This is a genomic window from Rhodovulum iodosum (assembly GCF_041020385.1).
Classification (GTDB): domain Bacteria; phylum Pseudomonadota; class Alphaproteobacteria; order Rhodobacterales; family Rhodobacteraceae; genus Rhodovulum; species Rhodovulum iodosum.
The window spans coordinates 234791-261161 of the sequence record NZ_JBEHHI010000001.1 but is presented as its reverse complement, the minus strand read 5'-3'; the positions used below and the strand labels follow the sequence as shown (position 1 = coordinate 261161).

The following is a 26371-nucleotide window of genomic DNA, read 5'->3' as shown; positions in this document are numbered from 1 at the left end:
CAGCCGGTCCGATTTTGACGTATGTCAAGCCAGCTTGACACAGAGTTGGGTATCCACCTGTCATGACATCCCACATCACCCCCCCGCGTCCCTCGCGCGGCGTCGGTGCGCTGCCTTTCACGCCGCCGCTTCCGCTGTTTCTGCTGCAACCGGTCCTGAACCGGATCGTCCGCAAGATCGCCGCCGAGAATCCCGACATGTTCGCCCGTCTGGGCCCGCACCGGCACGAGCACTTTCTGATCGACCCGACGAACATGCCGTTCATGCTGTATCTGCGCCCCGACCCGGACGCGCTGGATTTCCGGGCGATCAACCGCTGCACGACGCCGCCGCCGCATGTGGCGCGGATCTCGGGCAGCTTTCTCGACCTGCTCACGCTGATGGATGCCGAGCAGGACGGCGACGCGCTGTTTTTCTCGCGCGACCTGATCGTCACCGGCGATACCGAGGCGGTGGTCTGCCTTCGAAACGCGCTCGACGATGTCGACGAACCGATCGCCGAAAGCGTGGCCGACATGTTCGGCCCGCCGGGGCGCGCGGCGCTCAACGCGCTGCGCCGCGCCGCCGAGAACGCCACCAAACGAAAAGAGGCCCAGTCATGATCAAACCCGAACTGATCTGTCCGGCCGGCACCCCCGCCGCGCTGCGCAGCGCCGTCGATGCAGGTGCCGATGCCGTCTATTGCGGGTTTCAGAACGAAACCAACGCGCGCAATTTCGTCGGGTTGAACTTCACCGATGCCGAGCTTGAGAAATCCATCCAATACGCCCATGACGGCGGCACCAAGGTCTTGATCACGCTCAACACCTTCCCGCCCGCGGGCAAGTTCGATCTTTGGCGGCAGGCCGCAGATACCGCCGCGCGGCTGGGCGCCGATGCCTGCATCGTGGCCGATATCGCGGTGGCCGAATACATCCAGCGCAAGCATCCCGACATGCGCATTCACCTGTCGGTGCAGGCCGCGGCCTCGTCGCCCGAGGCGATCGAGTATTACGTGCGCGAGTTCGGGGTAAAGCGCGTGGTGCTGCCGCGGATCATGACCGTGGGCGAGATCAAGGGCCTGGTCGAGGAGATCCCCTGCGAGGTCGAGACCTTCATCTTCGGCAACCACGGGCTGATGGTCGAGGGGCGCTGCTCGCTGACCAACTATGTCACGGGGCAGTCGACCAACATGGATGGCGCCTGTTCGCCGGCGGCCTGCGTGAAATACGAACGCGCCGATGATGGCAGCATGTCCACCAAGCTGGGCGGCTACATGATCGACCGGTTCGGCCCGAACGAAACGGCCGGCTATCCCACGATCTGCAAGGGCCGCTACCGGGCCGACCCGCGCGAGGACGGCTATTACGCCTTTGAAGAGCCGATCAGCCTGAACGCCTCGACCATGCTGCCCGAGCTGATCAATGCCGGCGTGCATGCCTTCAAGATCGAGGGTCGCCAACGCTCGCGCGCCTATGTCAAAAAGGTCGTGGGCGCCTTTCGCGAGGCGGTCGACGCGATCATGGCCGGGCAAGAGCCCAAGCTCGCCGATCTGGTGGCCCTTACCGAGGGCCAGAAACAGACCGAAGGCGCGCTGAAAACCAAGAAATGGAGGTAAGCGGGATGAGTGTTGAACTGACCCTGGGTCCCAATCTCTTTCACTGGTCGGCCGAGAAAAAACGCGACTTCTACTATCGCATCGCCGACGAAAGCCCCGTATCCACCGTCTATCTGGGCGAGGTGATCTGCTCGAAGCGGACGCCGTTCTTCGAAGACGACATGGAGGCCGTCGCCGAACGGCTGGAGCGCGCCGGCAAGAAGGTCGTGTTCTGCTCGCTGTCGGAGGTGGTCATCAAGCGCGAGCGCAACCTGCTGCGCGACTGGTCCCAGCAAGAGGGGCGCGACCTGGAACTGAACAATACCGCCGCTCTGCTTTACCTCAAGGGCAAGCCGCACCGGGTCGGCGCGCTGCTGAACGTCTACAACGAAGAGACGATGGCCTATCTCGCCCGCCAGGGCGCGACCCATTTCGCGCTGTTGCCCGAACTGCCGCGCAACGTCATCGCCGTGCTGGGCGAACGGGCGAAAGAGCTGGGCGTGGGGCTGGAGGCGCAGGTGTTCGGCCGCGCGTCGCTGGCGCTGTCGGCGCGCTGCTATCACGCAAGGGCGCATGAGCGCACCAAGGACAACTGCCAGTTCGTCTGCGAGAACGACACCGACGGGATGACGCTGAGAACGATGGACGATCGGCCCTTCCTGACGATCAACGGCATCCAGACGCTGACCTACGGCTATCTCGACCTGCTGGCCGACATGGCCGACATGGCTGCGCTGGGCGTCACCCATTTCCGCGTCATGCCCCATACCTGCGACATGGTCGCGGTCACGCGCATCTTCGACGACGTGCTGAAGGGCCGGATGGAAGTGGCCGAGGGCGAGGCGCGGCTGCGCGACCTCGGTATCGACGCGCCGTTCATCAACGGGTTCTACCGCGGCAAGGCGGGCGATAACTGGGTCGACGGCACCGAGGCGATGTCGGCCTGAGCGCGCCGCGCAACGGCAAGGCCGTGCCTGAAGAGGGCCGTTGCCCGAATGATGCCGGTCCGCTTTGTTGCCGGTGAGGACATCGACCATAGGCGGACCGGAAACCGGGCCGGCGCCTTTTTTGGCCCGCGGCCGGGCCGGAGGCCATGGCGGGCGGCAGCGTCGTGCCGTCAAGCGGCGCCAAGGTCGCCGGGGCTTCGGCCGACATACAACGTACCCAGCGTTTCCCGCGGACGCGCCGCTCGATAGCGTGGCGGCGCGGGCCTGACAGCGGGCGGCTGGGGCCAGCGCCCGCGTAGACCCCCCGCGCAGCCTTCAGCGCAAATGCTCTCCGAAGAACGCGATCGTCCGGTCCCAGGCGAGATTGGCGGCCTCTTCATCGTAGCGCGGGGTCGAATCGTTGTGAAACCCGTGGTTCACGCCCGGGTAGATATGCGCGGTGTAGGTCTTGCCGTGCTCTTGCAGCGCCGCTTCGTAGGCGGGCCAGCCGGCATTGATCCGTTCGTCCAGCTCGGCATAGTGCAACAGCAGCGGCGCCTCGATGCGCGGCACGTCTTCGGCGCTGGCCTGGCGCCCGTAGAACGGCACCGAGGCGCCGAGTTCGGGATAGGCCACGGCCAGCGCGTTGCAGACCCCGCCACCATAGCAAAAGCCGACGCAGCCGACCCTGCCGGTGCTGTCGTCGCGCGCCTTGAGATGCTCGAACCCGGCGAAGAAATCGTTCATCAGCTTGACCGGGTCGACCGATTTTTGCAGCGCGCGGCCCTCGTCGTCGTTGCCGGGGTAGCCACCCACGCTGGTCAGACCGTCGGGCGCCAGCGCCATGTAGCCGGCCTTTGCGACCCGCCGCGCCACGTCCTCGATATAGGGGTTGAGGCCGCGGTTCTCGTGCACCACCAGCACGGCGGGCAGCGGGCCCTCGGCATTGGCGGGCTTCACCAGATAGCCGCGCACCTCGCCATGGCCCTCGGGCGAGGGGTAGGTGATGTATTCCGGCACGATCTCGGGGTCGTTGAACGACACCTGCTGGGCCAGCGCGTAATCGGGTTTCATCATGTTCAGAAGCGCCGCGGCGGTCAGCCCGCCCACGGCGTATTTCGCCGCGCGGTCGAGAAACTCGCGCTTGGTGATGCGTCCGTGCGCGTAATAGTCGTAAAGTTCCAGAAGCTCTTGGTCGAAATCCTTTGCGGTCAGTCGTGTCATGGCGCCCTCCCTGGCCGCACGGGCGCATTGCCCGCGCTTGCTCGGTAAAATAGCGTGGCCTGAGCCAAGGAAAATACCGATGCAGACCTGTTTCACCATCGCCACCTCGGGCCCCGGCCTCTACGAGTTCACCCGTGACGTGCTGGCCTGGACGGCGGGGCAGGGCGACGGGCTGCTCACGCTCTTCGTGCGCCACACCTCCTGCTCTTTGCTGATCCAGGAAAACGCCGACCCCGACGTCAAGCGCGACCTCGACGCCTGGCTCGCCCGGCTGGTGCCGCCGGCAAGCGACCCGTCGATGGCCTGGCTGCGCCACACGGCCGAGGGCCCCGACGACATGCCGGCCCATATCAAGGCCGCGCTGTTGCCGGTGTCGCTGTCGATTCCCGTGGCGGGCGGGCGGCCCGTTCTGGGTACATGGCAGGGGCTTTACCTCTACGAACACCGCACCGCGCCGCACCGGCGCGAGGTCGCCGCGCACCTGGCCTGACCGCAAGATATAGCGGGCCATTTCGCCTCTACCCAAATTCTGGCGGCTCCCCTATAGTGCCTGTGGAAAACAGCCCCAGCCCACCGAGGGAGAGGTCATGCGCTGCCCCTTTTGCGGAAATGTCGACACGCAGGTAAAGGATTCGCGGCCCGCCGAGGACCATGTCGCGATCCGGCGGCGGCGCTTTTGCCCGGCCTGCGGCGGCCGCTTTACCACCTATGAGCGTGTGCAACTGCGCGACCTCGTGGTGATCAAGTCGAACGGCCGGCGCGAGGATTTCGACCGCGACAAGCTGGAACGCTCGATCCGCATCGCGCTGCAGAAACGCCCCGTCGATCCCGAGCGGATCGACCAGATGATTTCCGGCATCGTCCGGCGGCTGGAAAGCATGGGCGAGACCGACATCCCCTCCAAGGTGATCGGCGAGATCGTGATGGAGGCGCTGGCGCGGATCGACACCGTGGCCTATGTGCGCTTCGCCAGCGTCTACAAGAATTTCCAGGAAGCCGGCGATTTCGACAAGTTCGTCAGCGAGCTGCGCCCGCAGGGCCCGCCGGAGGAGTGAGCGGGGCCGGTGACGCGCGCTTCATGGCGCTTGCGCTGGGCCTGGGCGCGCGCGGTCAGGGCGCGGTCTGGCCGAACCCCGCCGTCGGCTGCGTCATCGTCAACGCGGGCCGTGTCGTGGGGCGCGGCTGGACGGCGCCGGGCGGCCGACCTCATGCCGAGCCGCAGGCGCTGGCCCGCGCGGGGGCGGCGGCGCGCGGCGCCACCGCCTATGTCAGCCTCGAACCCTGCGCCCATCACGGCGCCACGCCGCCCTGCGCCGAGGCGCTGATCGCGGCCGGCGTGGCCCGCGTCGTGACCGCGCTGGAAGACCCCGACGCCCGCGTGGCCGGGCGCGGCCACGCGATGCTGCGCGCGGCCGGGGTGGCGGTGACCACCGGCGTTCTGGCGGCCGAGGCCGCGCGCGCGCACCGGGGGTTCTTGCTGGCCCGCACCGAGGGGCGCCCGGCGCTGACGCTCAAGCTCGCCTCCTCCTTCGACGGGCGCATCGCCACCGCCACCGGCGACAGCCAGTGGATCACCGGCCCCGAGGCCCGGCGCATGGTCCATGCGCTGCGCGCGCGCCATGACGCGGTGATGGTGGGGGGCGGCACCGCCCGAGCCGACGACCCGATGCTGACCGTGCGCGGGCTGGGCGTGGCGCGCCAGCCGCTGCGCGTGGTCTGTTCGCGCCGGCTGGATCTGCCGCTGGGCGGACAGCTCGCGCAAAGCGCCGCCGCGCCGCCGCTCTGGCTCTGCCACGGCCCCGACGCCGCCACCGGCCGGCGCGAGGCCTGGGCCGCGGCGGGCGCTCGGCTGATCGAGGTCAGGCCCGGCCCCGATCGCCAGCTCGATCCCCGCGCGATCCTCGCCGCGCTCGGGGCGGCCGGGCTGACGCGCGTCTTCTGCGAGGGCGGCGGGGCATTTGCCGCCTCGCTGCTGAACGCCGGTTTGGTGGACGAGCTGGTGGGCTTCACCGCCGGTCTGGCACTGGGGGCCGAGGGCCGCCCCAGCCTCGGCGCGATGGGAATCGACGCGCTGTCCGAGGCGCCGCGCTTTCGCCTGATCGAGACGCGCGATGCGGGCGGTGACGTGCTGCACCGCTGGGAGCGCGCCGGACCATAAGCGCGCGTTGCCAACTTCTTCTGGCCGAAAATATCCCCGCCGGAGGCACCGGCCCGCGAGGGCCGGCCGCGTCACCGCCACAGATGCGCACGGCTCGCCAGCAGCCCCTGCAGCTTCGACAAGACCCGGTTGCCCGGCCCGGGGCCGGGCACCTCTCCGGCCGCCAGGCGGTCTGCCACCACTTCGGCCGGGCAGGGGCGGCCCGTGACCGGATCGCGGTAGCGCGGATAGGCGATCAGCACCGCATGGGCCAGCGCCAGGATGTCGGGCCGGGCGGCGCGGCGGGCGGGCACCGGCCCCAGATCGGCCGTCAGCCCCCAGCCCGCGTAGAACGGCGTGCCAAGGCAGGTGACCGGCACGCCCCGCAGCAGCGCCTCGAAGCCCAGCGTCGAGGTCAGCGTCCAGACCGCATCGACCCGCGCCAGCAGCGCCGCGGGATCGGCCCCGGCAAGCACCGTGTCGGCATGGGTCCGCGCCTCGGCCTCGGTCAGCGCGCCGGGGCGCAGCCCGGCCTCGACATCCGGGTGCGGCTTGTAAAGCAGCACCGCGTCGGGGTTCTCGGCCCGGCACCGCTCCAGCAGGGCGCGGTTGGTCCGCTCCGCCCCGCAGCCCAGCCGGATCGAGGCATCGTCCTCGACCTGGCCGGGCACCAGGATGCGCCGGCCCTCGGGCAGTTCGGGCAGCGGCGCCGAAGCGGGGGTGTATTTGCTGAGCCCGGCCCGGATCACGGTCGCGATCAGTCGCTCGGCCCGGCGGCGCTCGGTCTCGGGCAGGCTGCATGCCTCGGCCACCAGCCGTTCCAGCCGGCTTTCGCGGGTCGGGTCGTAGTAGATGCCCAGATCGTCGCAGACCAGCGACAGCGGCGGCACCAGCGCCGCGCCGAGGCCGGCCGAGCGCAATATGCCGTCCTCGACGCGCACCGTGTCCGGGCGCGCCCCGCCGCCCTTGCCGGCCCAGACCATCGCGCGGCGGCCCTCGGCTTGGGCGCGGGCCTCGGCGGTGGCCAGGTCGGGGGCAAAGCGCACCGGGCGCTCCTGGCCGAACACCCGTTGTATGGTGGGCCGTTTCCAAAGCCGCATCCCGGCCGCGACCCAGCCTCGCCGGTCGTCGCGCCAGGCGCGGGTTTCGGCCTCCAGCGTGGCCAGCGCGTCTTCCAGCGTGCAGAGCCGGTCCCGATAGGGGTCGTACCATGTCGGCGCCAGGATCATCGCCGCGGCGAAGAGCTGGGCGCGTGTCAGTCGGCGCGTGCGGCGGGGTACCGGCGCCTCGTCCTGGGTCAGCCCCCAGCCAGAATAGAACGGCTGGCCGAAGACGCGGGGACGATGGCCTGCGAGGATCGCCTCGAACCCCATCTGCGACGACACCGTGTAGACCGCGACGGCGCCCTCCAGCAGCGCCCAGGGCGAGACCGGGTCGCTCAGGTGCGTGACCCTGGGGTCGGTGTCGCCGCGTTGGTAATACCCCGCCCGCGCGCCCGCGGCGGTTTCGGGATGGGCCTTCACGATGATCGGCGCGCCGGGGTTCTCGATCTGCGCGACGGCCAGCATCTCGCGGAAGGTCGCCCGGTTGGCGCCGCTGGCGCGCACCGCCGCGTCGCCCGCCGTCTGGTCGATCACCAGCACGTAGCCGGGCGCCGGCGCCGGCAGGTCTGGGTCGAACCCGGTATATTTGCTCAGATGGCCGCGCCGCATCCGGACGATGGCGTCACGAGCGCGGTTCAATAGGGCCGTGTCGTCGAGCGGATGCTCGGCCAGCAGCGTTTCCAGGGCCGAGGGGCGGGCCGGGTCGAAATGCACGCCGCCGGTGTCGAGCATCAGGCCCAGCGGCGCCCCGCCGCCGCGCCGCCCCGGCCGGACCGAGCGCAGGAACGCATCCTCGACACAGAGCAACCCGGCGCCGCGTCGCGCCGCCACTGCGCGGCCGCGGGCGGCGACCGGCGTGGCGCCCCAGACGGCCACCCAGTCGTCGGGACCGGGCAGGCCCAGCCGCAGGCGGTAGCCGGCCAGGGCCAGGATCCGCCGCAGCCGCGGCTGGGCCAACATGCCCCCGTTATAAAAGAAGAGACGCCGGGACGCGGGCGCCCCGGCGGTCAGGTGACTTGGGGGGGCGGGCCGGTCCACCGCGCCGCTTAATTCGCGAGGTTGCTGACGGAACTCGCCGAGGCGGCGGTGCCGGTGAGCACCCGGAGGCTTTTCTGCCACTGCACGTAGGGCGCTTCGGTAACGTAAACCGTGTCATCGTCGCGGATGGCAAAGTCGCGCGCCATGAACATGCCGTTGGTCTCGGTCAGATCGAGCACGTAGACCATGCGCTGCGCGCCAACCAGGTCGGACCGGCCGAGCACCACATTGGCGATCTCGCCCGGTTCGTTGCGGAACACGAAAACGCCGGTCGGGTCGGCGAGGTTCGAGTTCAGGCCGCCCACCTGGGCGATCGCCTCGATAGCCGACAATGTCTGGGTCTCGAACGGGACGCGGCTTTGCGCGCCGGTGGCGCCCAGCGCGGTGAAGGCGCGGGTATCCTGTTCCACCAGGATACGGTCGCCGCCCCTCAGCGCGATGTCCATCTCGGGGCTGTCGTAGAGGTCCTGAAACCAGATATGGCCGCGGTGAGGGCCGCGGACCACGGTGATCTGGGCCACTTCCGGGGGGATCGAGACGCCGCCGGCCGCGGCCAGCATCCCCGACAGCGTGCGCGTCGGCCGTTCGATCGGGTAGACGCCTTGCCCGCCCACGCCGCCCACCACCGACACGGTGGCGCCGTCGCCGGCCAGCCGGCGCACCACGACCTGCGGGTCGGGCGTCTGCGCGTCGAGCTTTTCGGTTATGATCTGGCGCAGCCGCTCGGGGGTGTTTCCCGCGGCGCGGATACGCCCGGCATAGGGAATGAAGATGAAACCCGCACCGTCGACCTGCACCTCGTCAAGCACGCTTCCATTGGTGCCCTCGGTGGTCAGAAGCCCGTCATCGACGTTTTCGTAGATCGTCAGGCCCAGCGTGTCGCCCGGCCGGATCGTGTCAGAGCCCAGCAGCCCGGCATTGCGAAAGGCGGTCGTGAAACCCAGCACCGGCGTGACGGCGGTGGCGCGGGTCACGCGGTCGTTGACCGATACCACGAAGGCGTCGCCCTGCTTTTGCACCGACCCTTCGAAGATTTCGCGCTTGTTGGGGCCGGACCGCGGCAATCCGCAGGCCGCAACCATCGAAACCAGGGCCAGAAGGGCCACGGCCCTCGCCCCACGGGATGCCATCATGTTCACTGCTCGAGCTCCTCGAGATTTTTATTCTGCCTGCCTGTATTTTTACGCGGATGGTAACCAAAAAACTGCCTGCTGGCCAGCGCGGCGAATCACGCGCCGCATTCGACCGCGTATAACTGTTGCCGGTGCGCCGCGCCCGGTGCGTCGAGCGCGGCATAGGGTCCGGCCTCGGCCAGCATCAGGTCGACGACCCGGCGCATTGCCTGCCGCCGCCCGTCGGTGGAGTAGAACCCGCCCGGGATCTGCGAGCTTTCCAGCAGGAAGCGCCGGAAATCGGCATAGGCGGCCCGGTCGGGGCGGCGGGGCGCGGCGAAAAAGGCGTCAAGCGGCTGGTCGGAGACGAATTCGGGCTTGCTGTAGACCGCGCGTCCGAACGCCCTGAGCGGCAGGCCGCGCCACAGCACCTGTTGGCCGGCCGTGGAATTGACCGTCACTGCGCTGGTCGCCTGGTCGAGAAGCGTGGCGAGCTTGCCGCCGCGCACGAAATGCACCCGGTCCGCCAAACCGTGCGCGCGGGCCAGCCGCGCGACCTCGGCCCGGACCGGGCTGCGCCCGTCTTCCAGGGGGTGGGCCTTGAGGACCAGATGGTGATGCGGCGGCGCACCGGCGGCAAACCCCTCCATGCACAGCGCGAGGAAATCAGCCATCGAGGAAAACGGGCTGTGGCAGCGAAAGCTGGCATCGTGTTCGAGCTGCAACAGCACCAGATGATAGGGAAATCCGCTGCGGGTGATGCGGGCCGTGGCGGCCAGGCGCCCGACCGCGTGGGCCGGCATCAGCAGCAGCCGCCTGAGGTGAAGCCGGAACTCGCGCCCGATGCTGACGCCGCGGTGAGGCCGGAACCGGCGGTAGCGCCGGGTCGGCAGCATGACCAACCCGTGATAGAGCGCGCCGTAGAACATGTGCGCGCGCATATCGCCCCAATGGGCCGGGGCGGCGATGGCGGGCCCGCCGGGGGCGTAGAGCGCGGCGCGCATCTCGTCCACGCTCAGTTCCATCAGGCGGGAATGGCCGTTCGCGCCGTCGCGTTCATAGGTGACCCAGTAGGGGCGCAGGTAACCCTCTTCGAAGACATGGACCCTCAGGCCGCGCGCGCGGGCGATGGCAATGGCCGCGGCGTGGACGGGCCGCGTGTCGCCGTAAAGCACAAGGTCGGTGATGGCGCGCGCATCCATGATCTCCGCGCAGGTCGCGGGCCAGTCCTGGACGGTGCCGGTAAAGGGGATGTAGCGCCGGCGGTCGCCCCAAAGCACCTGGTCGCCGAGGTTGAAACCCACGCGCCAGGCCTCGGCGCCAGCGCGGCCCAGCATGCGTGCGAGCCGGCCGAAGAAGGGGCCGTGGGGGCCTTGCAGGAACAAGAACCGGCGCGGGGCGTGCGGACGGGGCAGGGCGGGTCCTCCGTAAGGGTGTGCCGGCCAGTGTGTATCAGCACGGCACGGTTGTGATGTGAAAAATTCGCGGCATTTTCACACCGCTGCGGCGGGTTGGCGGGCTGGGGCGGCTTGCCGGTCGCCGGGGCAGGGGCTAGACGGAACACCAAAAGGAGGCTGCCCCATGTTCACCGGCATCATCACCGACATCGGCACAATCCGCGGGCTGGAGCAGCGCGGCGACACGGTTGCCACCATTGCCACCGCCTACCCGCCCGACCGCATCGATATCGGCGCCTCCATCGCCTGTGACGGCGTGTGCCTGACGGTGATCGACCGCGGCACCGACGATCAGGGTGCATGGTTCCAGGTGTCGATGTCGGGCGAGACGCTGTCCAAGACCAACCTGGGCAGCTGGGCGCCGGGGGCGCGGATCAACTTGGAACGCGCGCTGAAGGTGGGCGACGAGCTGGGCGGGCATATCGTGTCGGGCCATGTGGACGGCCTGGCCGAGATCGTGGGAATGGAAGACGAGGGCGACAGCACCCGCATCCAGTTCCGCGCGCCCGAGGCGCTGGCGAAATTCATCGCGCCCAAGGGCTCGGTCGCGCTGAACGGCACGTCACTGACGGTCAACGAGGTGCAGGGCGCCGTGTTCGGGGTGAATTTCATTCCTCACACCAAGGAGTCGACCACCTGGGGCCTGGCCAAGACCGGCGACAGGGTGAACCTCGAAATCGACACGCTGGCGCGCTATGTGGCGCGGCTGGCCGAGGCTGGCTGAGCCGCCCCTTCACCGCGCAGTCTGCCATATCGATGCGCTGATGCCCGGCATTCCCGCTCCGGCACCGCGGCATCCCGCGCCGTATCGGGCTCTGGCAACCGTCGGGCTTATGGTCTATCTGCCTCGCGACGACGACGACGCGCAAAGGCACAGCATGACCCCCGACAGCCCCGATCCCGAAACCTGGCGCGACGCGATGTCCTCGATCGAGGACATCCTCGAGGATGCGCGCAACGGGCGGATGTTCATCCTCGTCGACCACGAGGACCGCGAGAACGAGGGCGATCTTGTGATCCCGGCACAGATGGCCACGCCCGAGGCGATCAACTTCATGGCGATGCATGGGCGCGGGCTGATCTGCCTGTCGCTGACCGGAGAGCGGGTCGATGCGCTGGGCCTGCCGCTGATGGCCTCGCAGAACTCGTCGCGCCACGAGACGGCATTTACCATCTCGATCGAGGCGCGCGAGGGTGTGACCACGGGCATTTCCGCCCATGACCGGGCGCGCACCGTCGCGGTGGCAATCGATGCCAGCAAGGGCGCGACCGACATCGCCACGCCGGGCCACATCTTTCCGCTGCGCGCCCGCGACGGCGGCGTACTGGTCCGTGCGGGCCATACCGAGGCGGCGGTCGACGTGGCGCGGCTGGCAGGCCTCAACCCCTCGGGCGTGATCTGCGAGATCATGAACGAGGACGGCACCATGGCGCGGCTGCCCGACCTGGTGGCCTTTGCCCAGCGCCACGGGCTGAAGATCGGCACGATCTCCGATCTGATCGGCTATCGCCGGCGCCACGACAACCTGGTCAACGAAAGCGCCGTGCGCGCCGTGACCTCGGCCTATGGCGGCGACTGGATGATGCGCATCTTTACCGACGAGACCCAGGGCGCCGAGCATGTGGTGCTGACCAAGGGCGACATTACCACGCCCGAGCCGGTGCTGGTGCGGATGCACGCGCTCGACCCGTTGCAGGACGTTCTCGGCCTCGGGCCGCACCCGGCGGGCGAGATCGGCCGCGCGATGGAGATCATCGCCGAGGAGGGCCGCGGCGTCGTCGTGCTGTTGCGCGACACGACGATGAAGCTGACCTCCGACGGTGCCGTCTCGCCCCAGACGCTGCGCCAATACGGGCTTGGCGCGCAGATTCTGGCGGTGCTGGGCTTGCACCGGCTTGTCCTGCTCACCAACTCCCCCTTGCCCAAGGTGATCGGGCTTGAGGCCTACGGGCTGAGCATTGAGGGCACCTGCAAGATCGACGGAAAGGGCTGATCCATGGCCGACCAGGACCCTCACCACATCCTGCCGCTGCCGGCATTCGACAAGCCGGTGAAGCTGTTGATCGCGGTCGCACCGTTCTACCGCGACATCGCCGACAATCTGATCGCCGGGGCGCGGGCGACGCTGGACGAGGCCGGCGCGGCCCACGACCTGGTCGAGGTGCCCGGCGCGCTGGAGCTGCCCTCGGCGATTTCACTGGCCCACCGGATGTCGAATTTCGACGGCTATGTCGCGCTGGGCTGCGTGATCCGCGGCGAGACCAGCCATTACGAGACCGTGTGCAACGACAGCTCGCGCGGGCTGATGCTGCTGGGGCTTCAGGGTGCGCTGATCGGCAACGGCATCCTGACGGTGGAAACCCACGAACAGGCCATGCGCCGCGCCGATCCAGAGGACATGAACAAGGGCGGCGGCGCGGCGGCGGCCGCGCTGCACCTGATCGCGCTGGGCCGCAAATGGGGCGGTGCGACCAAGGGTGTCGGCTTTCGACCCTCGGAAAACCTCCAGATCGCCGAAGGGACCGACCGCGCATGACCACCGCCCGCAAGACCGACAAGCGCCAGATGCGCTCGGCAGCGCGGCTTTATGCCGTGCAGGCGCTGTTTCAGATGGAGCAATCGGGCCAGGGCGTGGACGCGGTCGGGCGCGAATTCGAGGACTGGCGCTTTGGCGTGGGCTACGAGGACGGCGAGGAACTGGCCGAGGGCGATGTCGACCTCTTTCGCGCCACGCTGGAAGGCGCGGTCACCCGGCAGGCGAAGATCGACCAGATGACCGACCGGGCGCTGGTGGCGAAATGGCCGATCGCCCGGATCGACCCGACCCTCAGGGCGCTGTTTCGCGCCGCCGGCGCCGAACTGGTGGCGGGCGAGGCACCGCCCAAGGTGGTGATCACCGAATACGTGGACGTCGCCAAGGCATTCTTCCCCGAGGGGCGCGAGGCGAAATTCGTCAACGCCGTGTTGGACCACATGGCGCGCGAGGCCAGGCCCGAGGCGTTCTAGGCGGCCCGCCCGCCTGCCTGCGGCGCGGCACGCGTCTCGCCCGTGTCGATCGGTGCCGTCAACGTGCCCTCGGGCGCCTTGCCGGGATGGCCGGCGGCAGCGGCGCAGACGTGTCGAGCGTGGATGAGCCGGGACGCCGCCGGGGGCGGCGCGCGATTCTTTCCTTGGATTTCGTCCAGGAATGACTAAGTTTCAGGGTAAGGTAACGGAGGCACCCATGCCCAAGCTTGTCAGACTTTATATCCTGCAATCGCTGATCGGTTTCGCCCTGGCTGGGGTGTTTACCGCGCTGCTTCTTTATTTCAACGTCGCCAATCTGTGGCACCTCGTGACCCACGTTTCGATGGGCTGGCTTGCCGCGCTGCTTTTGTTCACGCTGAACGGCATCGTTTTTTCCGGCGTCCAGTTCGGCATCGCTGTCATGCGCATGGCCGAGGACCGCGACGACGACACCGGCGGCCGCCGGGCGCCCGAACCGGTGCTGTCCGAGGTGCTGGTGCCTGTGCCTGTGCGCAACGACCGGCGCCCGCCGCGCTGAAGCTGACGCATCTTTGAAAGCCAACGGGCGGCCAAGCGGCCGCCCGTTTTTGTGTCTGGCGTGTGGAGCAGCGGGACCGCCGACAACCGTTGAGGCAACTAATTCCCGAGGACCTGTTCATACAGGTGGGCACCAGGTAACCGGGCCAGGACCCGGACAGAGCCAGCTCCCTCGGATTTGCTTAAGGCCACCGGAATTCGACCTCGTCACGAGAAGGGCAGAACCCGCCACCCGCCAGAGATAGGGGCTTTGCCCGCCCGCGGCAAGACTTGTCATATGTTCACGTAACGTTCATGCTGTGGCCATGTCCGAGACCGACAGGTTTCTGCCCGGCCAGTTGCTGGCGCGCGGTGTCTGCCGCCACCTGCGCAGCCTCGATTTCGCTTGCGTAGAAGAGTTGGTGCCGGCGCCGGGGCTGCGCGTCGACGTGATGGCGCTGGGCCCCAAGGACGAGATCTGGGTGGTGGAGTGCAAGTCGGGCCTGGCCGATTTCCGCGCCGACCAGAAGTGGCAAGGCTACCTCGACTGGTGCGACCGGTTCTTCTGGGCGGTGGACGGCGATTTCCCGACCGAGATCCTGCCCGCCGAGACCGGGCTGATGGTGGCCGACGGCTATGATGCCGAGATCCTGCGTATGGGCGCGCAGGCGCGGCTGGCGCCCGCCCGGCGCAAGGTGATGATGCGCAAATTCGCCCGCCACGCCGCGCTGCGGCTGCAGGCGCTGCGCGACCCGGGGATCAGTCCTTTTTCGGCGCCGTAGGGGCCATCTTGCGGGCGCGCGCGGCGGCGGCGCGGATTTCCTCGGCGATCTCTTCGGCCTCGTCCGGGTCGAAATCGAGCGGAAGCTCGACCCCGTCGCCCTCGATATAGAGGCGGACCATGCCCAGACTGGTCGGCCCGATCTGGAGATTGGCGGCTATATCGCTTTGCTTGTCGATGCCCATGGCTGGTCTTCCTTGCGCTTGGGGCATTTGCGATAGCGCGCCGTCCGGTCCGGGGCAAGGGCCGGCGGCGCTGCGCCATTGGGTATTTTCGCCAAGAAGAAGCCGCGGGGTTGACGGAAGACCGGCGCGGGCGGCTTTTAAGGCTATGGAGGAGATCGGATTCCGCGACCTCGGCATCGGCGACATGGGCTGGCTGATCCAGCGCCATGCCGAGCTTTATGCACAGGCGGAGGGGTTCGATGCCAGCTTCGAGCCGCTGGTGGCGCAAATCCTGCTGGACCACGTGGCGGGCCGCGACCCGGCGTGCGAGCGGGCCTGGATCGCCCATGCCGGCGAGCGGCGGCTGGGCTCGATCTTTTGCGTCAAGGGCGCGGCGCCGGGGGAGGCGAAGCTGAGGCTGTTTTTCGTGGAGCCCGAGGCCCGGGGGCGGGGGCTGGGCGCGCGCCTGTTGCGGCTTTGCCTCGATTATGCGCGCGCGCGCGGCTATGCCCGGATGACGCTCTGGACCCATGAAAGCCATCGGGCCGCTTGCGCGCTTTATGCCGGTTACGGGTTCCGGATGGTGAGCACGACGCCGGTGCGGAATTTCGGCTGCGATCTTGTCGAGCAGGGCTGGGAGATCGACCTTGCGCGCTGAAACCGGGCTTGCAATCGGGCCTTGCTGGCGCTAAATCGCCCGAACAGTGCCGCCTTAGCTCAGTTGGTTAGAGCGCTGGATTGTGGATCCAGAGGTCCCCCGTTCAAGCCGGGGAGGCGGTACCATCCCTTCACATCCCTCTCACGTTTGCGCCGGGCCCCTTGCCAGCGGGGCCGTTTCGCGCTGGAAGTTGTCGTGAGCAACCGGGAGGATTGCGATGCTGGACGCTGCGATGCGCAAGGTGATCGACCCGCCGCTGGCCCGTGCCGGCCGGCTGCTGGCAGGGCGCGGCGTCGGGGCCGATGCGGTGACGCTGGCGGGCCTGGCGCTGGGGCTGGTCGCGGCGTTGACGATCGCGCTGGGGGCGCCGGGGCTGGCGCTGGTGCCGCTGCTGGCGAGCCGGCTGGCCGACGGTCTGGACGGGGCGGTGGCGCGGGCGAGCGCCAAGACGGATTTCGGCGGATTTCTCGATATCACCAGCGATTTCCTGGTCTACGGCGCGGTGCCGCTGGGGTTTGTGCTGTTGGACCCCGCGGCGAACGGGGCGGCGGGGGCGTTTCTGCTGACCAGTTTCTATTTCAACGGGGCAACCTTTCTGGCCTTTGCCATCCTGGCCGAGCGGCGCAAGATGGAGACGCGGGCGCGGGGGGTGAAGTCGCTCTACTTCACCGGGGGGCTGCTGGAGGGGACCGAGACCATCGCGTTTTTCGTGGCGCTTTGCCTCTGGCCCGGCTGGTTCGCGCCGCTGGCCTGGGCCTTCGGCACGCTGTGCTTTGTTACCGCGGGGGCGCGGGTGCTGTTGGCGCGGCGGGTGTTTCCGGCCGTGCGCTAGGGTGTGTCGCCTGCGGTGATCTCGACCGTCTGGGTCAGCGCGCCGGTTTCGGCGTCATAGATCAAAATGCGCTGGTCTTCGGTCACCACCGCGTACCAGCCCGGCCCGTAAGTGACCGCGCTGGCCCGGGTGCCCTCGGGCAGGGCGACGGTGTCGGGCAGGGCGGTCGGCGCACCCCCCGGCATACGGATGACAAAGAGCACGACGATCACTAGAAACCCGGCAATCATCGTCACCATCAGTACGGTGACGAGCACGCGCAAGATTTTCAGATTCGGGGGCAGGTCCTCCGTCTGCGGAGTTTCGTCCATGTCCACGCCTCGCCGGTTCACGGTCACCATCGGGCCCAATCCGCCCGCGCGTCTTGATAAGGCGCTGGCGCGCGATGTGCCAGAGGCGGCGGGGCTGTCGCGCTCACGCCTGGCCAAGGCGATCGCGTCGGGCGAGGTGCGGCGCGGGGGCGCGGTGCTGCGCGATGCCAAGGCCAAGGTGGCCGAGGGCGAGGTGATCGAGATCGCGCTGGCCGCGCCGGCCGAGGTCGCGGCGCTGGCCGAAAACATTCCGCTGGCGGTGGTCTACGAGGATGCGGCGCTTATCGTGATCGACAAGCCGGCGGGCATGGTGGTGCATCCCGCGCCCGGGGCGGGCTCGGGGACGCTGGTCAACGCGCTGCTGGCCCATTGCGGCGAGAGCCTGTCGGGGATCGGCGGGGAAAAGCGGCCGGGCATCGTGCACCGGATCGACAAGGACACGAGCGGATTGCTGGTCGTCGCCAAGACCGACCGCGCACATGCGGGGCTGGCCGCGCAATTCGCGGCGCATTCGGTGGAGCGCGAATACATGGCCTTCGTACATGGTCTGCCCGACGCGGCCGACGCACGGCTGAGGGGCGTGCCGGGGCTGAGCGTTGAGGCGGGCGGCGTCTTTCGCATCGCCACGCAGATCGGGCGGCACCGCACCGACCGGCAGCGCCAGGCGGTGCTGGCCGCGGGCGGGCGCCATGCCGTGACCCGGTTTCGGGTGGAGGAAGCGTTCGGCCGGCCCGGCGCGGCGGCACGGATTGCCTGTTGGCTGGAGACCGGGCGCACCCATCAGATACGCGTGCACATGGCCCATGCGGGGCACGGACTGATCGGGGACCCGGTTTATGGCGGGCGGCGGCGCCTGCCGGCGCGCGCCCTGGGCGAGGCCGCGGTCGAGGCCGCGGCGAAATTCCCCCGTCAGGCGCTTCACGCGGCGACTTTGGGCTTCGTTCACCCTGAAGACGGGAAAAGGTTGATTTTCTCCAGTGCCTTGCCCTTGGATATGCAGGTGTTGCAGGCGGCGCTCGGGGGTGAAACAGAGGCGCAAAGCTCTGTGATCGAGTGACATATTCGGCCGATTTCGACGGAAATCCGCACAGGCTTCGTGCAATGATGTGAATCGGCGTAACTTGAACTGAGCGGTTCAGTTTCTAGATTCAGACCCAACTACAGGGAGTTCAAAGGGACAGACATGAGCACATATGCCAACCTTCCCGCCCCGTCCCCGGAGCAGGGGCTGAACAGGTACCTGCAGGAGATCCGCAAGTTTCCCCTGCTGGAGCCCGAACAGGAATACATGCTGGCCAAGCGCTGGGTGGACCATCAGGACACCGAGGCGGCGCACCAGCTGGTCACGTCGCACCTGCGGCTCGCGGCCAAGATCGCCATGGGCTATCGCGGCTACGGCCTGCCGCAGGCCGAGGTGATTTCCGAGGCGAATGTCGGCCTGATGCAGGCGGTCAAGCGGTTCGACCCCGAAAAGGGGTTCCGCCTGGCGACCTATGCGATGTGGTGGATCCGCGCCAGCATCCAGGAATACATCCTGCGCTCTTGGAGCCTGGTCAAGCTTGGCACCACCTCGGCGCAGAAGAAGCTGTTTTTCAACCTCCGCAAGGCCAAAAGCCGGATCGGCGCGCTGGAAGACGGCGACCTGCGGCCCGAGAACGTGAAACGGATCGCCCATGACCTCAACGTGACCGAGGAGGAAGTGATCTCGATGAACCGGCGGCTGTCGGGGGGCGATGCCTCGCTGAACGCCACCATCGGCAGCGACGACGACGGCGCGACCCAGTGGCTGGACTGGCTGGAGGACGAGGGCGCCGACCAGGCCAACGATTATGCCGAAAAGGACGAGCTGGACAGCCGGCGCGAATTGCTGGTCAAGGCGATGGACGTTCTGAACGACCGCGAGAAGGACATCCTGATGCAGCGCCGGCTGAAAGAGACCCCGGTCACGCTGGAAGAGCTGTCGGGCGTCTACGACGTCAGCCGCGAACGCATCCGCCAGATCGAGGTGCGCGCCTTTGAAAAGCTGCAGAAGCGGATGACCGAGCTGGCCCGCGACAAGGGGATGCTGCCGGCGGCATAGGGGCGCGGAACCGGCGCCGAGACCCAACGGGCAGATGACGCGAAATCGGACCGGTTCGCCTGGATCCCTTTGTGACCATTTGGTTTCGCTGCGCTGCGCGTGGCGACCAAGTGGTGGGCACGCCCCGCCGCAACGGTCTTTCGGACCAATGGCGCGACACTGGCGATCCCAAGATTTTTTAGCCGGAAGACCCCGCTGCCTGCTTCTTCTGGCCCCAAATATCCCGGGGGGAGTCCGAAGGACGGGGGGCAGCGCCCCCCTTGCCCGGTCGCATCGCTCGCTCTGCTTCGTCCGGCACATGGCCAGCAAGAAGGGCTGTGAGTGCCACCAGCGGAGCGGCCGATCGAGTGCGCTGCGGGCTCAGGCCTTGTCGGCCAGCGCCTTGCACCAGGCTTCCATTTCCTTGGTGGCCACTTCCATCGGCGGCTCCATGAAGGAGATGTGGAAATAGCTGCCCATGTCGGCCACGCCGATCGAGCGCGGGCGAACCGACAGCACATGGGGGTTGGGCAACGCCACGCCGAAGCAGAAGACGATGTTGCGCGCGTCCTCGATGCCCTCGGCGATGGTGCCGTCGATCGACTTGGTGTGGCTGAAATGGTCGAAGGTGGCGATGTAGGCGACCTTGGGGTGGGCGTCGATCTTTCCCTTCAGCTTGGCCAGGATGTCGTCGACCGTTGCGCAGCTTGTCTCCGATTTCGGGATGTCGATGTCGAAGAAGGGATATTTTTCCATAAGGAGGGAATGTTTCATGGCGCGATCTCGAATCTTTTCTGTGAGGGGACTGAGGCGAGGAACCCCATTGGGGAATAGATGCATGTTGGATGCAGGAAAAGCGATGGGATAGCTTGGTGCATCACGCGGATGTGAGGCCGTGGCGCGGCCCATGACGGGCCGGGACAGCCCGACGACGCTCCGAGACCATTAGGGGCATTGGGTGTCGCCTCGCTTTGGCAAGGCGTCGCGCCGGCGGCGCTAGCCTGGCGCGACTGTCACTCGGATCAATTGCGCGGTACTGGCGGCCCGCGGGCGTATTTTCGCCAAGAAGAAGCAGACAGGTCTTACTTCTGGCTCCAAATATCCCGGGGAAGGCCGAAGGACGGCGGGCAGCGCCCCCCTTGCCGGGTTGCCATCCCGAGGTTTGCTTCGCCCCCGGAAAACAGGCAGTTGGAGGATTTTGCGACTGCGGTCGGGCTCTAGCGCCGCCAGAGCCGCAGAAGGCCGATCCCCGACACCCCCAAAATCAGCGCAGTGGCATAGCCCCAGATATCCCAGACCAGCAGCAACAGCGTGAAGACCACCACATAGGCCATCACCAGAAACGGCTTGGTGTAGTTCTCGACTGGCCTGACCGGGCGCTCGCGCATGGCATGCCTCGCGTTTTCGCAGACATGCTAGCGCAGCCCCGGCCGGGCTGTCAGTCAAAATCCCGTCGGCCTCAGCCGGTCAGGCGGAAATAGGAGGCCTCGAAATTGTCCTCCATGCCGCTGCCGCAAAAGCCCATGGTCATGTTGGAGGTGCCCGAGATGGTGCCGCCCGAGATGAAGGATGCGCCTTCGATCCCGTTGGCCTCTGCCGAGAACTCGATATCGTCCATGGCCAGCATCTGGCCGCCATAGACGCGCATCTGCGAGGGGAACGAGATGCCGCCGAGGGTCACGAGCTGCGCGCCGCCGTCGGGGGCGCAGTTGTCGTCGCGGCCGATCTGAACCTGCGCCGGCGCGCTGATCGAATCGACGGTGGTGTTGCTGGTGGCGATGATCGCGTTGTCGAGGATGGTGCCCTGGCCCAGCTCGACCGGGCAGTTGGTGTCGATCACGATCTCGTTGAGGAAGCTGCCATTGGCGACCTTCAGCTTGTGCGGGCCGCTGCAGGTATAGGTGTGGATGCGGCCTGGGGTGAAATCGGCGTCGCTGACGTTGCGCGAGGGCAGTTCGATGGGCACCGACGAGACGATATAGTCGGGCATGTAGCCCGAGCTCGGGTCATCGAGCCCCTCCATGATTTCGGCGAGCCGGTCGAGAATGCGCAGCCGGTAGGCCCCGTCGCGCAGCGCCTCGGCAAGGCCATCGTTCGATTCGAATCCCGATTCCGGCAGCACCAGATCGGACCGGTCGGGCATCGACACGATGGTGTTCTCGGCGAAGTAGTTGCTCTGGTTCACCTCGACATGGGTGTTCGAGTGGATGCAGAAGCCGTTGGTGTAGGCGTTGTTCGACTGCACATCGACGATCTCTTCGGCGACGAAGCCTTCGCGCAGGCAGGTCGGCATGTAGGTCTGAAAGATCGAATCGCGCCGCACGTCCCAGGAATCGAGCCCGGCCAGGCCCAACAGAAAGGTGCCGACCGAGTTGTTCCGCTGGCTGCTGCGCTCGGCCAGCACGCGCACGGCCTGCTTGGAATAGGGGCTGGGGGTAAAGACGCGGGTGGCTTCGTCCCAAGTGCCGAACTCGATGTCGTCAACCGTCAGGATCGTGCCGTACTGCTCTGGCGGCAGGGCGACCTCGAAGACCTCGAGGGCGCGTTGCTTGGCGACGTCCTCGCTTTGCAATTCGCGGGTGTAGATGGCGGCATGGGCCGCCGAGTCGGCGGCGATCGCCAGGTGGGTGCGCACGGCATAGGCATTGCCGACATCCACGGCGAGGCCGCCAAAGATCAGCATACCCAGCAAGGCGGTCAGCCCGTAGGCCAGCATCCCGCCCTCTTCGTCGCGGACAAATCGCTCGGGTCCGCGAAGCGTGGCTTTCTTCGCGTTCATTGACCTATCCTCAATACTCGATCAGGTGCTCGGACTGGACGGTCACGTCCAGGTTCGTGAAGGCGTTGAACCAGTTGGTCGCCACGAGGTCGGAGGCCGGCACCGACACGCGCGAGATCACCGCGCCCGACACGATGGCGGATTCGGCGCGGGCGTTGGGGGCAAAGCCGGCGACACCGCTTTCGATAAAGGCGGTCACCTCTTCGGTGGTGCGCAGCCGCCCGATCGACATGTTGCGGTTGGCGTCCTGCACGGTGCGCAGCACCATCGTCTGGCCGTTGAAGATCATCGACACGTCGACGACCAGCACGAAGGCGGCCAAAAAGATCGGCATCCACATCAGCGACTCGATCGTCGCGTTGCCACGGTCTTCGCGCGCGAAGCGGGCGAGCCACCGCGGAGCCGGCATGGACTTGGGAGACAGATGTTTCAGAAACATGGTTTTGCCTCGGATTGATGCGAATTGGAGCAAATCCGGGCCAACATCCAGCCAACTGGCGGCAGAATTATGGCGGGAATTGGGAATTGACGGAAAAAGGCGGAGTTTGCGGCTGCAACAGGGCCGGATTGCGGTGGCCGACCTACAGCCCCTTGGCGCGATAGCTGGCGGCGACGCGGTCGATGGCGACCACGTATGCCGCCATTCTCAGATCGCCCACATCGCTGCGCGCATGCCAGACTTCGCGCATCGACTGATAGGCGGCGCGCATCGTGTCATCGAGGCCCGAGCGAACCAGCTCCAGCTCGTCGGCACCGCGCAGGTAGCGTTCCTTGAAATCGGGCGACAGGCTCCAGCTATTGCCCAGCATCTGCGACAGCCTTTCCATCTCGTTCACCACCAACTGGTGGCGGGCCTCTTCCTGCCGGCGCTGCATCCGGCCGAATCGGATATGGCTGAGGTTCTTGACCCACTCGAAATAAGAGACGGTCACGCCGCCGGCATTGGCGAAAAGGTCGGGAATGATGACGGTGCCCCGGTCGCGCAGGATCTCGTCGGCCGCGGCGGTGATCGGGCCGTTCGCGGCCTCGATGATCAGCGGCGCCTTGATGCGGGCGGCGTTCTCGCGGCTGATGACACCCTCCAGCGCCGCGGGGATCAGGATGTCGCAATCCTCTTCCAGCAGGGCCGCGCCGTTGCCCACGTATTGACCTTCGGGGCAGCCCTGCACGCCGCTCATGGCGCCGATCCAGTCGCGCACGGCGTCCACGTTCAGCCCGTCGGCGTTGTAAAGCCCGCCGTCGCGCTCGATGATGCCGACGATCCTGGCGCCGTCCTCGCCCGACAGGAACCTGGCCGCGTGGTAGCCCACGTTGCCCAGCCCCTGCACGATCACCCGCTTTCCGTCGAGCGTGCCGTCAAGCCCGGCATGGGCCAGGTCTGCGGGGTGGCGGAAGAACTCGCGCAGGGCGTATTGCACGCCGCGCCCGGTGGCCTCGATACGGCCGGCGATGCCGCCGGCATGGGGCGGCTTGCCGGTGACGCAGGCGCGCGCGTTGATGTCGGTGGTGTGCATCCGCTGGTACTGGTCGGCGATCCAGGCCATCTCGCGGGCGCCGGTGCCCATGTCGGGGGCGGGCACGTTCTGGCTGGGGTGGATCAGGTCGCGCTTGACCAGCTCGTAGGCGAAGCGGCGGGTGATCTGTTCCAGCTCGTGCTCGTCCCACTCGCGCGGGTCGATGCACAGCCCGCCCTTCGAGCCGCCGAAGGGCGCCTCGACCAGCGCGCATTTGTAGGTCATCAGCGCGGCCAGCGCCTCGACCTCGTCCTGGTCCACGGCCAAGGCGTAGCGAATGCCGCCCTTGACCGGCTCCATGTGCTCGGAATGGACGGCGCGGTAGCCGGTGAAGGTCTCGATCTTGCCGCGCAGGCGTACCCCGAAGCGCACGGTGTAGGTGGCGTTGCACACGCGGATCTTTTCTTCCAGCCCGGGCGGCAGATCCATCAGGGCGACCGCGCGGCTGAACATCAGATCGACCGAGTCGCGAAAGCTCGGCTCGGCGCCGTCGGCCATCTCTTCCTCCCTGCCGTAACCGCGGTTGCGGGGCGAATCGATCTTGCCGAAAGCCTACGCCGGATGCCCTTTCAAGACACCCCCGATCCGTGACCATCGGACGCGGGGGGCTGAGTTGTCTCAGCGCGACCGACAATGCGGCGCGATCTCAGGAATTGGCCCGAATCAAAGCGCTGTAAGCGAAAACTCTCCCTGCCGACGCCCTATTCGGGTCATATATGAAGAGGAAATTCGGAATTGGGGGCGGAATGTATGCGGCGGGCCGGTGACACGGTTTGTCGACCCAAAGTTGTTTTGAGAAAGGATTGGGACGATGCGGAGCGAATGCGCGAGAGACGCCGGAATGGCCTCGAGGTTGCGCGGTTTCGGCCGCAACGAGGACGGGTCGCTGATCATCTTTTCGCTGATCATGTTCATCATGATGCTTGTGTTCGCCGGCATGGCGATCGACATCATGCGGTTCGAGACCCAGCGCACCACCCTTCAAAACACCGTCGACCGGGCCGTGCTGGCCGCCGCCGACCTCGACAACTCTGCGGATGCCACCGAAGTGGTTCTCGACTATTTCGACAAGGCGGGCCTGGGCGAATATCTCGACGCGGACGATGTGACCGTGCTGAACTCCGTGGCTGCCGGCAGCCTCAGCTACCGCCGCGTCTCGGCGCTGGCGCGGGCCAATGTCGACACGATGTTCCTGAACATGACCGGGATCGACTCGATCGAGGCCGCCGCCTTCGGCGCCGCCGAAGAGGGCATCACCAACCTCGAGGTGTCTCTCATTCTCGACGTGTCGGGCTCGATGGGCAATTCGTCCTCTACCGGGCGCAGCAAGATCTACGAGTTGCGCGAGGCGGCCAAGGATTTCGTCTACTTCATCCAGTGCCACCCCGACCGTTCCCGCGGCACCTACGACGCGAGCAGCGGCGAGGAAGAATGCTCGGTCGATCCGGGCAAGGTGTCGGTTTCGCTGATCCCGTATTCCGAGCAGGTCGTGGGCAGCGAGCGGCTGCTGGATGCGCTCAACGTCTCGACAGAGCATAACTATTCGCACTGCCTGATCTTCCGCGGCGACGATTTCACCGAGCTGGCCATGTCCGACATCACGCCGCTCGACCGCGCGGGTCATTTCGACCGCTATTCGTCGAACCGCAGCCGCGTGCAGGATAACGACCCCGACCTGATCTGCCAGACCGATGACGATTGGCGCACCGTGCGGCCCTTCGTCGAGGACCACGAAGAGGCGATCGGCTATATCGACCAGCTCAGCGCCGGCGGCTGGACGTCGATCGACCTCGCCGCGAAATGGGGCACGCTGCTGCTGGATCCCTCGGTCCAAAGCGCAGTCGACGAGCTGACCGCGTCGATCGACGACGAGGGAAGCCCGGTCACGCCCCTGATCGATCCGGCCTTCCGCGGCCGCCCCTACGACTATGGCACCGAGAACGGCATGAAGGTGCTGGTGCTTATGACCGACGGTCAGAACACCAAGCTGCACCTGCTCAAGGACGCCTACCGCGACGGCCCCTCGGGCGTGTACGAAAACACCAGCACCGACGAGATCTACTCGGTCTACCATCCCGGCCGCGATGCCGACGGCGACCCGGCATACGTTTACGTCGACGATGACGGCGACAATATCAACTACAACGGCTCGACATGGCACGAGACGCCCTTTGGCGACGGCACGGACATCACCGAGACGCGGGTCTGCGTCAGATGGTACAACCCGTGGTGGAGCTGGCGCCGGTACTGCTCCGAATACGAGACCACCGTCGAGACGGTCGAGCAGCCCGGCGATGCGCGCGAGCTGTCCTTCCCCGAGCTTTTCGCCCGCTTCCCGACCGAATGGTACGACCGTTACTCGTGGCATGACACGCCCTGGACGGTGGACCAATACGAAACCAAGGACGCCCAGCTTCGCAATATCTGCGACGAGGCCAAGGACGAAGACGTGGTGATCTATTCCATCGGCTTCGAGACCGACGGCATCGACGCCGCCGAGGCCGTGCTGTCCTACTGCGCTACGACGCCCAACCACTTCTTCAGCGCCGACGGCACCAACCTGGCCGAGGTGTTCGGCACCATCGCCACCTCGATCAACCAGCTGAGGCTGACGCAATGACACGGCCTGGCAAATTTCGGCCCCTGTCGCGCCTGTTCCGATGGTTCGGGCGCGACGACGGCAACGCCACGATCGAGTTCGTGATCCTGTTTCCGGTGTTTATCACGCTGATGCTGTCCTGCTTCGAGTCGGCGCTCTTGATGACCCGCCAGGTGATGCTGGAGCGTGCGCTGGATATGGCCGTGCGTGGCCTGCGCCTGGGGCGCTGGCCGAATATCGAGCATGACGAGTTCAAGCAGATCGTCTGCGACCGCGCCGGCATCATCCCGCAGTGCAACGAGGTACTGATGGTCGAACTGCGCGCGATCCCCAAGACCACCTGGGATCTGCCCAGCCCCGCCGCCACCTGCGTGAACCGCGACGAGCCGATCCAGCCGATGACGAGCTTTCTTCAGGGGCCGGAAAACGAGCTGATGCTGGTGCGCGCCTGCGTCAAGGCCGATCCGTTCTTTCCGGGCACGGGGCTGGGCCTGCAGCTGTCGCAGACCGACGATGGCGGCTACGCGCTGATCTCGACCTCGACCTTCGTCAACGAACCCGCCGCAGGGAGCTGAGAA

The 26371-nt window shown here is 67.2% G+C and carries 29 protein-coding genes, 1 tRNA gene and 1 other RNA gene; 19 read left to right on the top strand and 12 right to left on the bottom strand.

The annotated features are described in order from the left end of the window. Window positions 1-62: 62 nt before the first annotated feature. Genes ubiT through ubiV form a run of 3 tightly spaced genes read left to right on the top strand, consistent with a single transcriptional unit; the run spans window position 63 to window position 2523 of the window. On the top strand, window positions 63-602 hold the full coding sequence (ubiT, locus tag Ga0609869_RS01240; RefSeq protein WP_125404337.1) for a ubiquinone anaerobic biosynthesis accessory factor UbiT: 540 nt from the start codon (window positions 63-65) through the stop codon (window positions 600-602). Further along, window positions 599-1597: a ubiquinone anaerobic biosynthesis protein UbiU gene (gene ubiU / locus Ga0609869_RS01235; RefSeq protein WP_125404336.1), complete on the top strand. Its 999-nt coding sequence runs from the start codon at window positions 599-601 to the stop codon at window positions 1595-1597. The genes ubiT and ubiU overlap by 4 nt, the downstream gene beginning before the upstream one ends. Before the next feature lie 5 nt (window positions 1598-1602). Next, the gene (gene ubiV / locus Ga0609869_RS01230) at window positions 1603-2523 is read left to right on the top strand and encodes a ubiquinone anaerobic biosynthesis protein UbiV (RefSeq protein WP_245972201.1); all 921 of its coding nucleotides are present in this window, start codon (window positions 1603-1605) and stop codon (window positions 2521-2523) included. Window positions 2524-2838: 315 nt separating this feature from the next. On the opposite strand, the gene yghX is transcribed toward ubiV, so the two are convergent. Next, entirely contained in the window at window positions 2839-3726 is an 888-nt protein-coding gene (yghX, locus tag Ga0609869_RS01225) for a YghX family hydrolase (RefSeq protein WP_125404334.1), read from the bottom strand. A gap of 79 nt (window positions 3727-3805) precedes the next feature. On the opposite strand from yghX, the gene Ga0609869_RS01220 reads away from it, so the two are divergent. From Ga0609869_RS01220 to ribD, 3 genes are all read left to right on the top strand, one after another. Further along, complete coding sequence (locus Ga0609869_RS01220; protein WP_125404333.1) at window positions 3806-4216, top strand: secondary thiamine-phosphate synthase enzyme YjbQ; 411 nt, start codon at window positions 3806-3808, stop codon at window positions 4214-4216. Between the two features lie 97 nt (window positions 4217-4313). Next, a complete protein-coding gene (gene nrdR, locus Ga0609869_RS01215; protein ID WP_125404332.1) occupies window positions 4314-4781 on the top strand; it encodes a transcriptional regulator NrdR in 468 nt (155 codons plus the stop codon). Then, the gene (ribD, locus tag Ga0609869_RS01210) at window positions 4778-5884 is read left to right on the top strand and encodes a bifunctional diaminohydroxyphosphoribosylaminopyrimidine deaminase/5-amino-6-(5-phosphoribosylamino)uracil reductase RibD (RefSeq protein ID WP_245972200.1); all 1107 of its coding nucleotides are present in this window, start codon (window positions 4778-4780) and stop codon (window positions 5882-5884) included. Before nrdR ends, ribD begins: the two co-directional genes overlap by 4 nt. A 71-nt stretch (window positions 5885-5955) precedes the next feature. Here ribD and Ga0609869_RS01205 read toward each other — a convergent pair whose 3' ends face one another. The 3 genes from Ga0609869_RS01205 to Ga0609869_RS01195 form a co-directional block, all read right to left on the bottom strand. Next, window positions 5956-7926 carry a capsule polysaccharide biogenesis protein gene (locus Ga0609869_RS01205; protein WP_125404331.1) on the bottom strand — a complete coding sequence of 657 codons (1971 nt, stop codon included), beginning with the start codon at window positions 7924-7926 and terminating at the stop codon, window positions 5956-5958. Between the two features lie 86 nt (window positions 7927-8012). Next, on the bottom strand, window positions 8013-9137 hold the full coding sequence (locus Ga0609869_RS01200) for a polysaccharide biosynthesis/export family protein (protein ID WP_125404330.1): 1125 nt from the start codon (window positions 9135-9137) through the stop codon (window positions 8013-8015). A 95-nt stretch (window positions 9138-9232) separates the two neighbouring features. Then, complete coding sequence (locus tag Ga0609869_RS01195) at window positions 9233-10453, bottom strand: capsule polysaccharide biogenesis protein (protein ID WP_125404329.1); 1221 nt, start codon at window positions 10451-10453, stop codon at window positions 9233-9235. Between the two features lie 244 nt (window positions 10454-10697). On the opposite strand from Ga0609869_RS01195, the gene Ga0609869_RS01190 reads away from it, so the two are divergent. The 5 genes from Ga0609869_RS01190 (at window position 10698) to Ga0609869_RS01170 (ending at window position 14118) form a co-directional block, all read left to right on the top strand. Further along, complete coding sequence (locus tag Ga0609869_RS01190) at window positions 10698-11297, top strand: riboflavin synthase (protein ID WP_125404328.1); 600 nt, start codon at window positions 10698-10700, stop codon at window positions 11295-11297. 154 nt (window positions 11298-11451) lie between these two features. After that, entirely contained in the window at window positions 11452-12567 is a 1116-nt protein-coding gene (gene ribB, locus Ga0609869_RS01185; protein WP_125404467.1) for a 3,4-dihydroxy-2-butanone-4-phosphate synthase, read from the top strand. A gap of 3 nt (window positions 12568-12570) precedes the next feature. Next, a complete protein-coding gene (locus Ga0609869_RS01180; protein ID WP_125404327.1) occupies window positions 12571-13110 on the top strand; it encodes a 6,7-dimethyl-8-ribityllumazine synthase in 540 nt (179 codons plus the stop codon). Beyond that, a complete protein-coding gene (gene nusB / locus Ga0609869_RS01175) occupies window positions 13107-13580 on the top strand; it encodes a transcription antitermination factor NusB (RefSeq protein ID WP_125404326.1) in 474 nt (157 codons plus the stop codon). Before Ga0609869_RS01180 ends, nusB begins: the two co-directional genes overlap by 4 nt. Before the next feature lie 217 nt (window positions 13581-13797). Next, the gene (locus tag Ga0609869_RS01170) at window positions 13798-14118 is read left to right on the top strand and encodes a hypothetical protein (protein ID WP_125404325.1); all 321 of its coding nucleotides are present in this window, start codon (window positions 13798-13800) and stop codon (window positions 14116-14118) included. Between the two features lie 69 nt (window positions 14119-14187). On the opposite strand, the gene ssrS is transcribed toward Ga0609869_RS01170, so the two are convergent. Continuing rightward, a non-coding RNA gene (gene ssrS, locus Ga0609869_RS18345) (6S RNA) lies at window positions 14188-14345 on the bottom strand. A gap of 77 nt (window positions 14346-14422) precedes the next feature. Here ssrS and Ga0609869_RS01165 point away from each other — a divergent pair. After that, the gene (locus tag Ga0609869_RS01165) at window positions 14423-14878 is read left to right on the top strand and encodes an MmcB family DNA repair protein (RefSeq protein ID WP_125404324.1); all 456 of its coding nucleotides are present in this window, start codon (window positions 14423-14425) and stop codon (window positions 14876-14878) included. Here the strand turns inward: Ga0609869_RS01165 and Ga0609869_RS01160 are convergent. Continuing rightward, window positions 14856-15062, bottom strand: a complete 207-nt coding sequence (locus tag Ga0609869_RS01160) for a DUF6324 family protein (RefSeq protein WP_125404323.1) — start codon at window positions 15060-15062, stop codon at window positions 14856-14858. The genes Ga0609869_RS01165 and Ga0609869_RS01160 overlap by 23 nt on opposite strands. Before the next feature lie 145 nt (window positions 15063-15207). On the opposite strand from Ga0609869_RS01160, the gene Ga0609869_RS01155 reads away from it, so the two are divergent. From Ga0609869_RS01155 to Ga0609869_RS01145, 3 genes are all read left to right on the top strand, one after another. Beyond that, the gene (locus tag Ga0609869_RS01155) at window positions 15208-15699 is read left to right on the top strand and encodes a GNAT family N-acetyltransferase (protein WP_125404322.1); all 492 of its coding nucleotides are present in this window, start codon (window positions 15208-15210) and stop codon (window positions 15697-15699) included. A 48-nt stretch (window positions 15700-15747) separates the two neighbouring features. Next, window positions 15748-15824 (top strand) — tRNA-His (locus Ga0609869_RS01150). Between the two features lie 92 nt (window positions 15825-15916). After that, the gene (locus Ga0609869_RS01145; RefSeq protein WP_125404321.1) at window positions 15917-16531 is read left to right on the top strand and encodes a CDP-alcohol phosphatidyltransferase family protein; all 615 of its coding nucleotides are present in this window, start codon (window positions 15917-15919) and stop codon (window positions 16529-16531) included. Here Ga0609869_RS01145 and Ga0609869_RS01140 read toward each other — a convergent pair. Next, on the bottom strand, window positions 16528-16842 hold the full coding sequence (locus tag Ga0609869_RS01140) for a DUF6476 family protein (RefSeq protein ID WP_125404320.1): 315 nt from the start codon (window positions 16840-16842) through the stop codon (window positions 16528-16530). The two genes, Ga0609869_RS01145 and Ga0609869_RS01140, sit on opposite strands and share 4 nt — an antisense overlap. Here Ga0609869_RS01140 and Ga0609869_RS01135 point away from each other — a divergent pair. Together Ga0609869_RS01135 and rpoH are read left to right on the top strand one after the other, a co-directional pair. Then, the gene (locus Ga0609869_RS01135) at window positions 16841-17899 is read left to right on the top strand and encodes an RluA family pseudouridine synthase (protein WP_125404319.1); all 1059 of its coding nucleotides are present in this window, start codon (window positions 16841-16843) and stop codon (window positions 17897-17899) included. The two genes, Ga0609869_RS01140 and Ga0609869_RS01135, sit on opposite strands and share 2 nt — an antisense overlap. Before the next feature lie 126 nt (window positions 17900-18025). Next, window positions 18026-18922, top strand: coding sequence for an RNA polymerase sigma factor RpoH (rpoH, locus tag Ga0609869_RS01130; protein ID WP_125404318.1), 897 nt, complete (start codon window positions 18026-18028; stop codon window positions 18920-18922). Between the two features lie 360 nt (window positions 18923-19282). Here rpoH and Ga0609869_RS01125 read toward each other — a convergent pair whose 3' ends face one another. From Ga0609869_RS01125 to Ga0609869_RS01105, 5 genes are all read right to left on the bottom strand, one after another. Beyond that, a complete protein-coding gene (locus Ga0609869_RS01125) occupies window positions 19283-19675 on the bottom strand; it encodes a DUF6858 family protein (RefSeq protein WP_125404317.1) in 393 nt (130 codons plus the stop codon). A gap of 443 nt (window positions 19676-20118) precedes the next feature. Then, entirely contained in the window at window positions 20119-20289 is a 171-nt protein-coding gene (locus Ga0609869_RS01120; RefSeq protein WP_170168792.1) for a hypothetical protein, read from the bottom strand. 71 nt (window positions 20290-20360) lie between these two features. Beyond that, window positions 20361-21680: a pilus assembly protein TadG-related protein gene (locus Ga0609869_RS01115; protein WP_125404316.1), complete on the bottom strand. Its 1320-nt coding sequence runs from the start codon at window positions 21678-21680 to the stop codon at window positions 20361-20363. Between the two features lie 10 nt (window positions 21681-21690). Further along, entirely contained in the window at window positions 21691-22119 is a 429-nt protein-coding gene (locus tag Ga0609869_RS01110; RefSeq protein ID WP_125404315.1) for a TadE/TadG family type IV pilus assembly protein, read from the bottom strand. Window positions 22120-22261: 142 nt separating this feature from the next. Further along, window positions 22262-23692, bottom strand: coding sequence for a Glu/Leu/Phe/Val family dehydrogenase (locus Ga0609869_RS01105; RefSeq protein WP_125404314.1), 1431 nt, complete (start codon window positions 23690-23692; stop codon window positions 22262-22264). A 343-nt stretch (window positions 23693-24035) separates the two neighbouring features. Between Ga0609869_RS01105 and Ga0609869_RS01100 the strand changes: the two genes are divergently transcribed. Continuing rightward, entirely contained in the window at window positions 24036-25814 is a 1779-nt protein-coding gene (locus Ga0609869_RS01100) for a TadE/TadG family type IV pilus assembly protein (RefSeq protein ID WP_170168790.1), read from the top strand. Further along, complete coding sequence (locus tag Ga0609869_RS01095) at window positions 25811-26368, top strand: TadE/TadG family type IV pilus assembly protein (protein ID WP_125404312.1); 558 nt, start codon at window positions 25811-25813, stop codon at window positions 26366-26368. Before Ga0609869_RS01100 ends, Ga0609869_RS01095 begins: the two co-directional genes overlap by 4 nt. The last annotated feature ends 3 nt before the right edge of the window (window positions 26369-26371 follow it).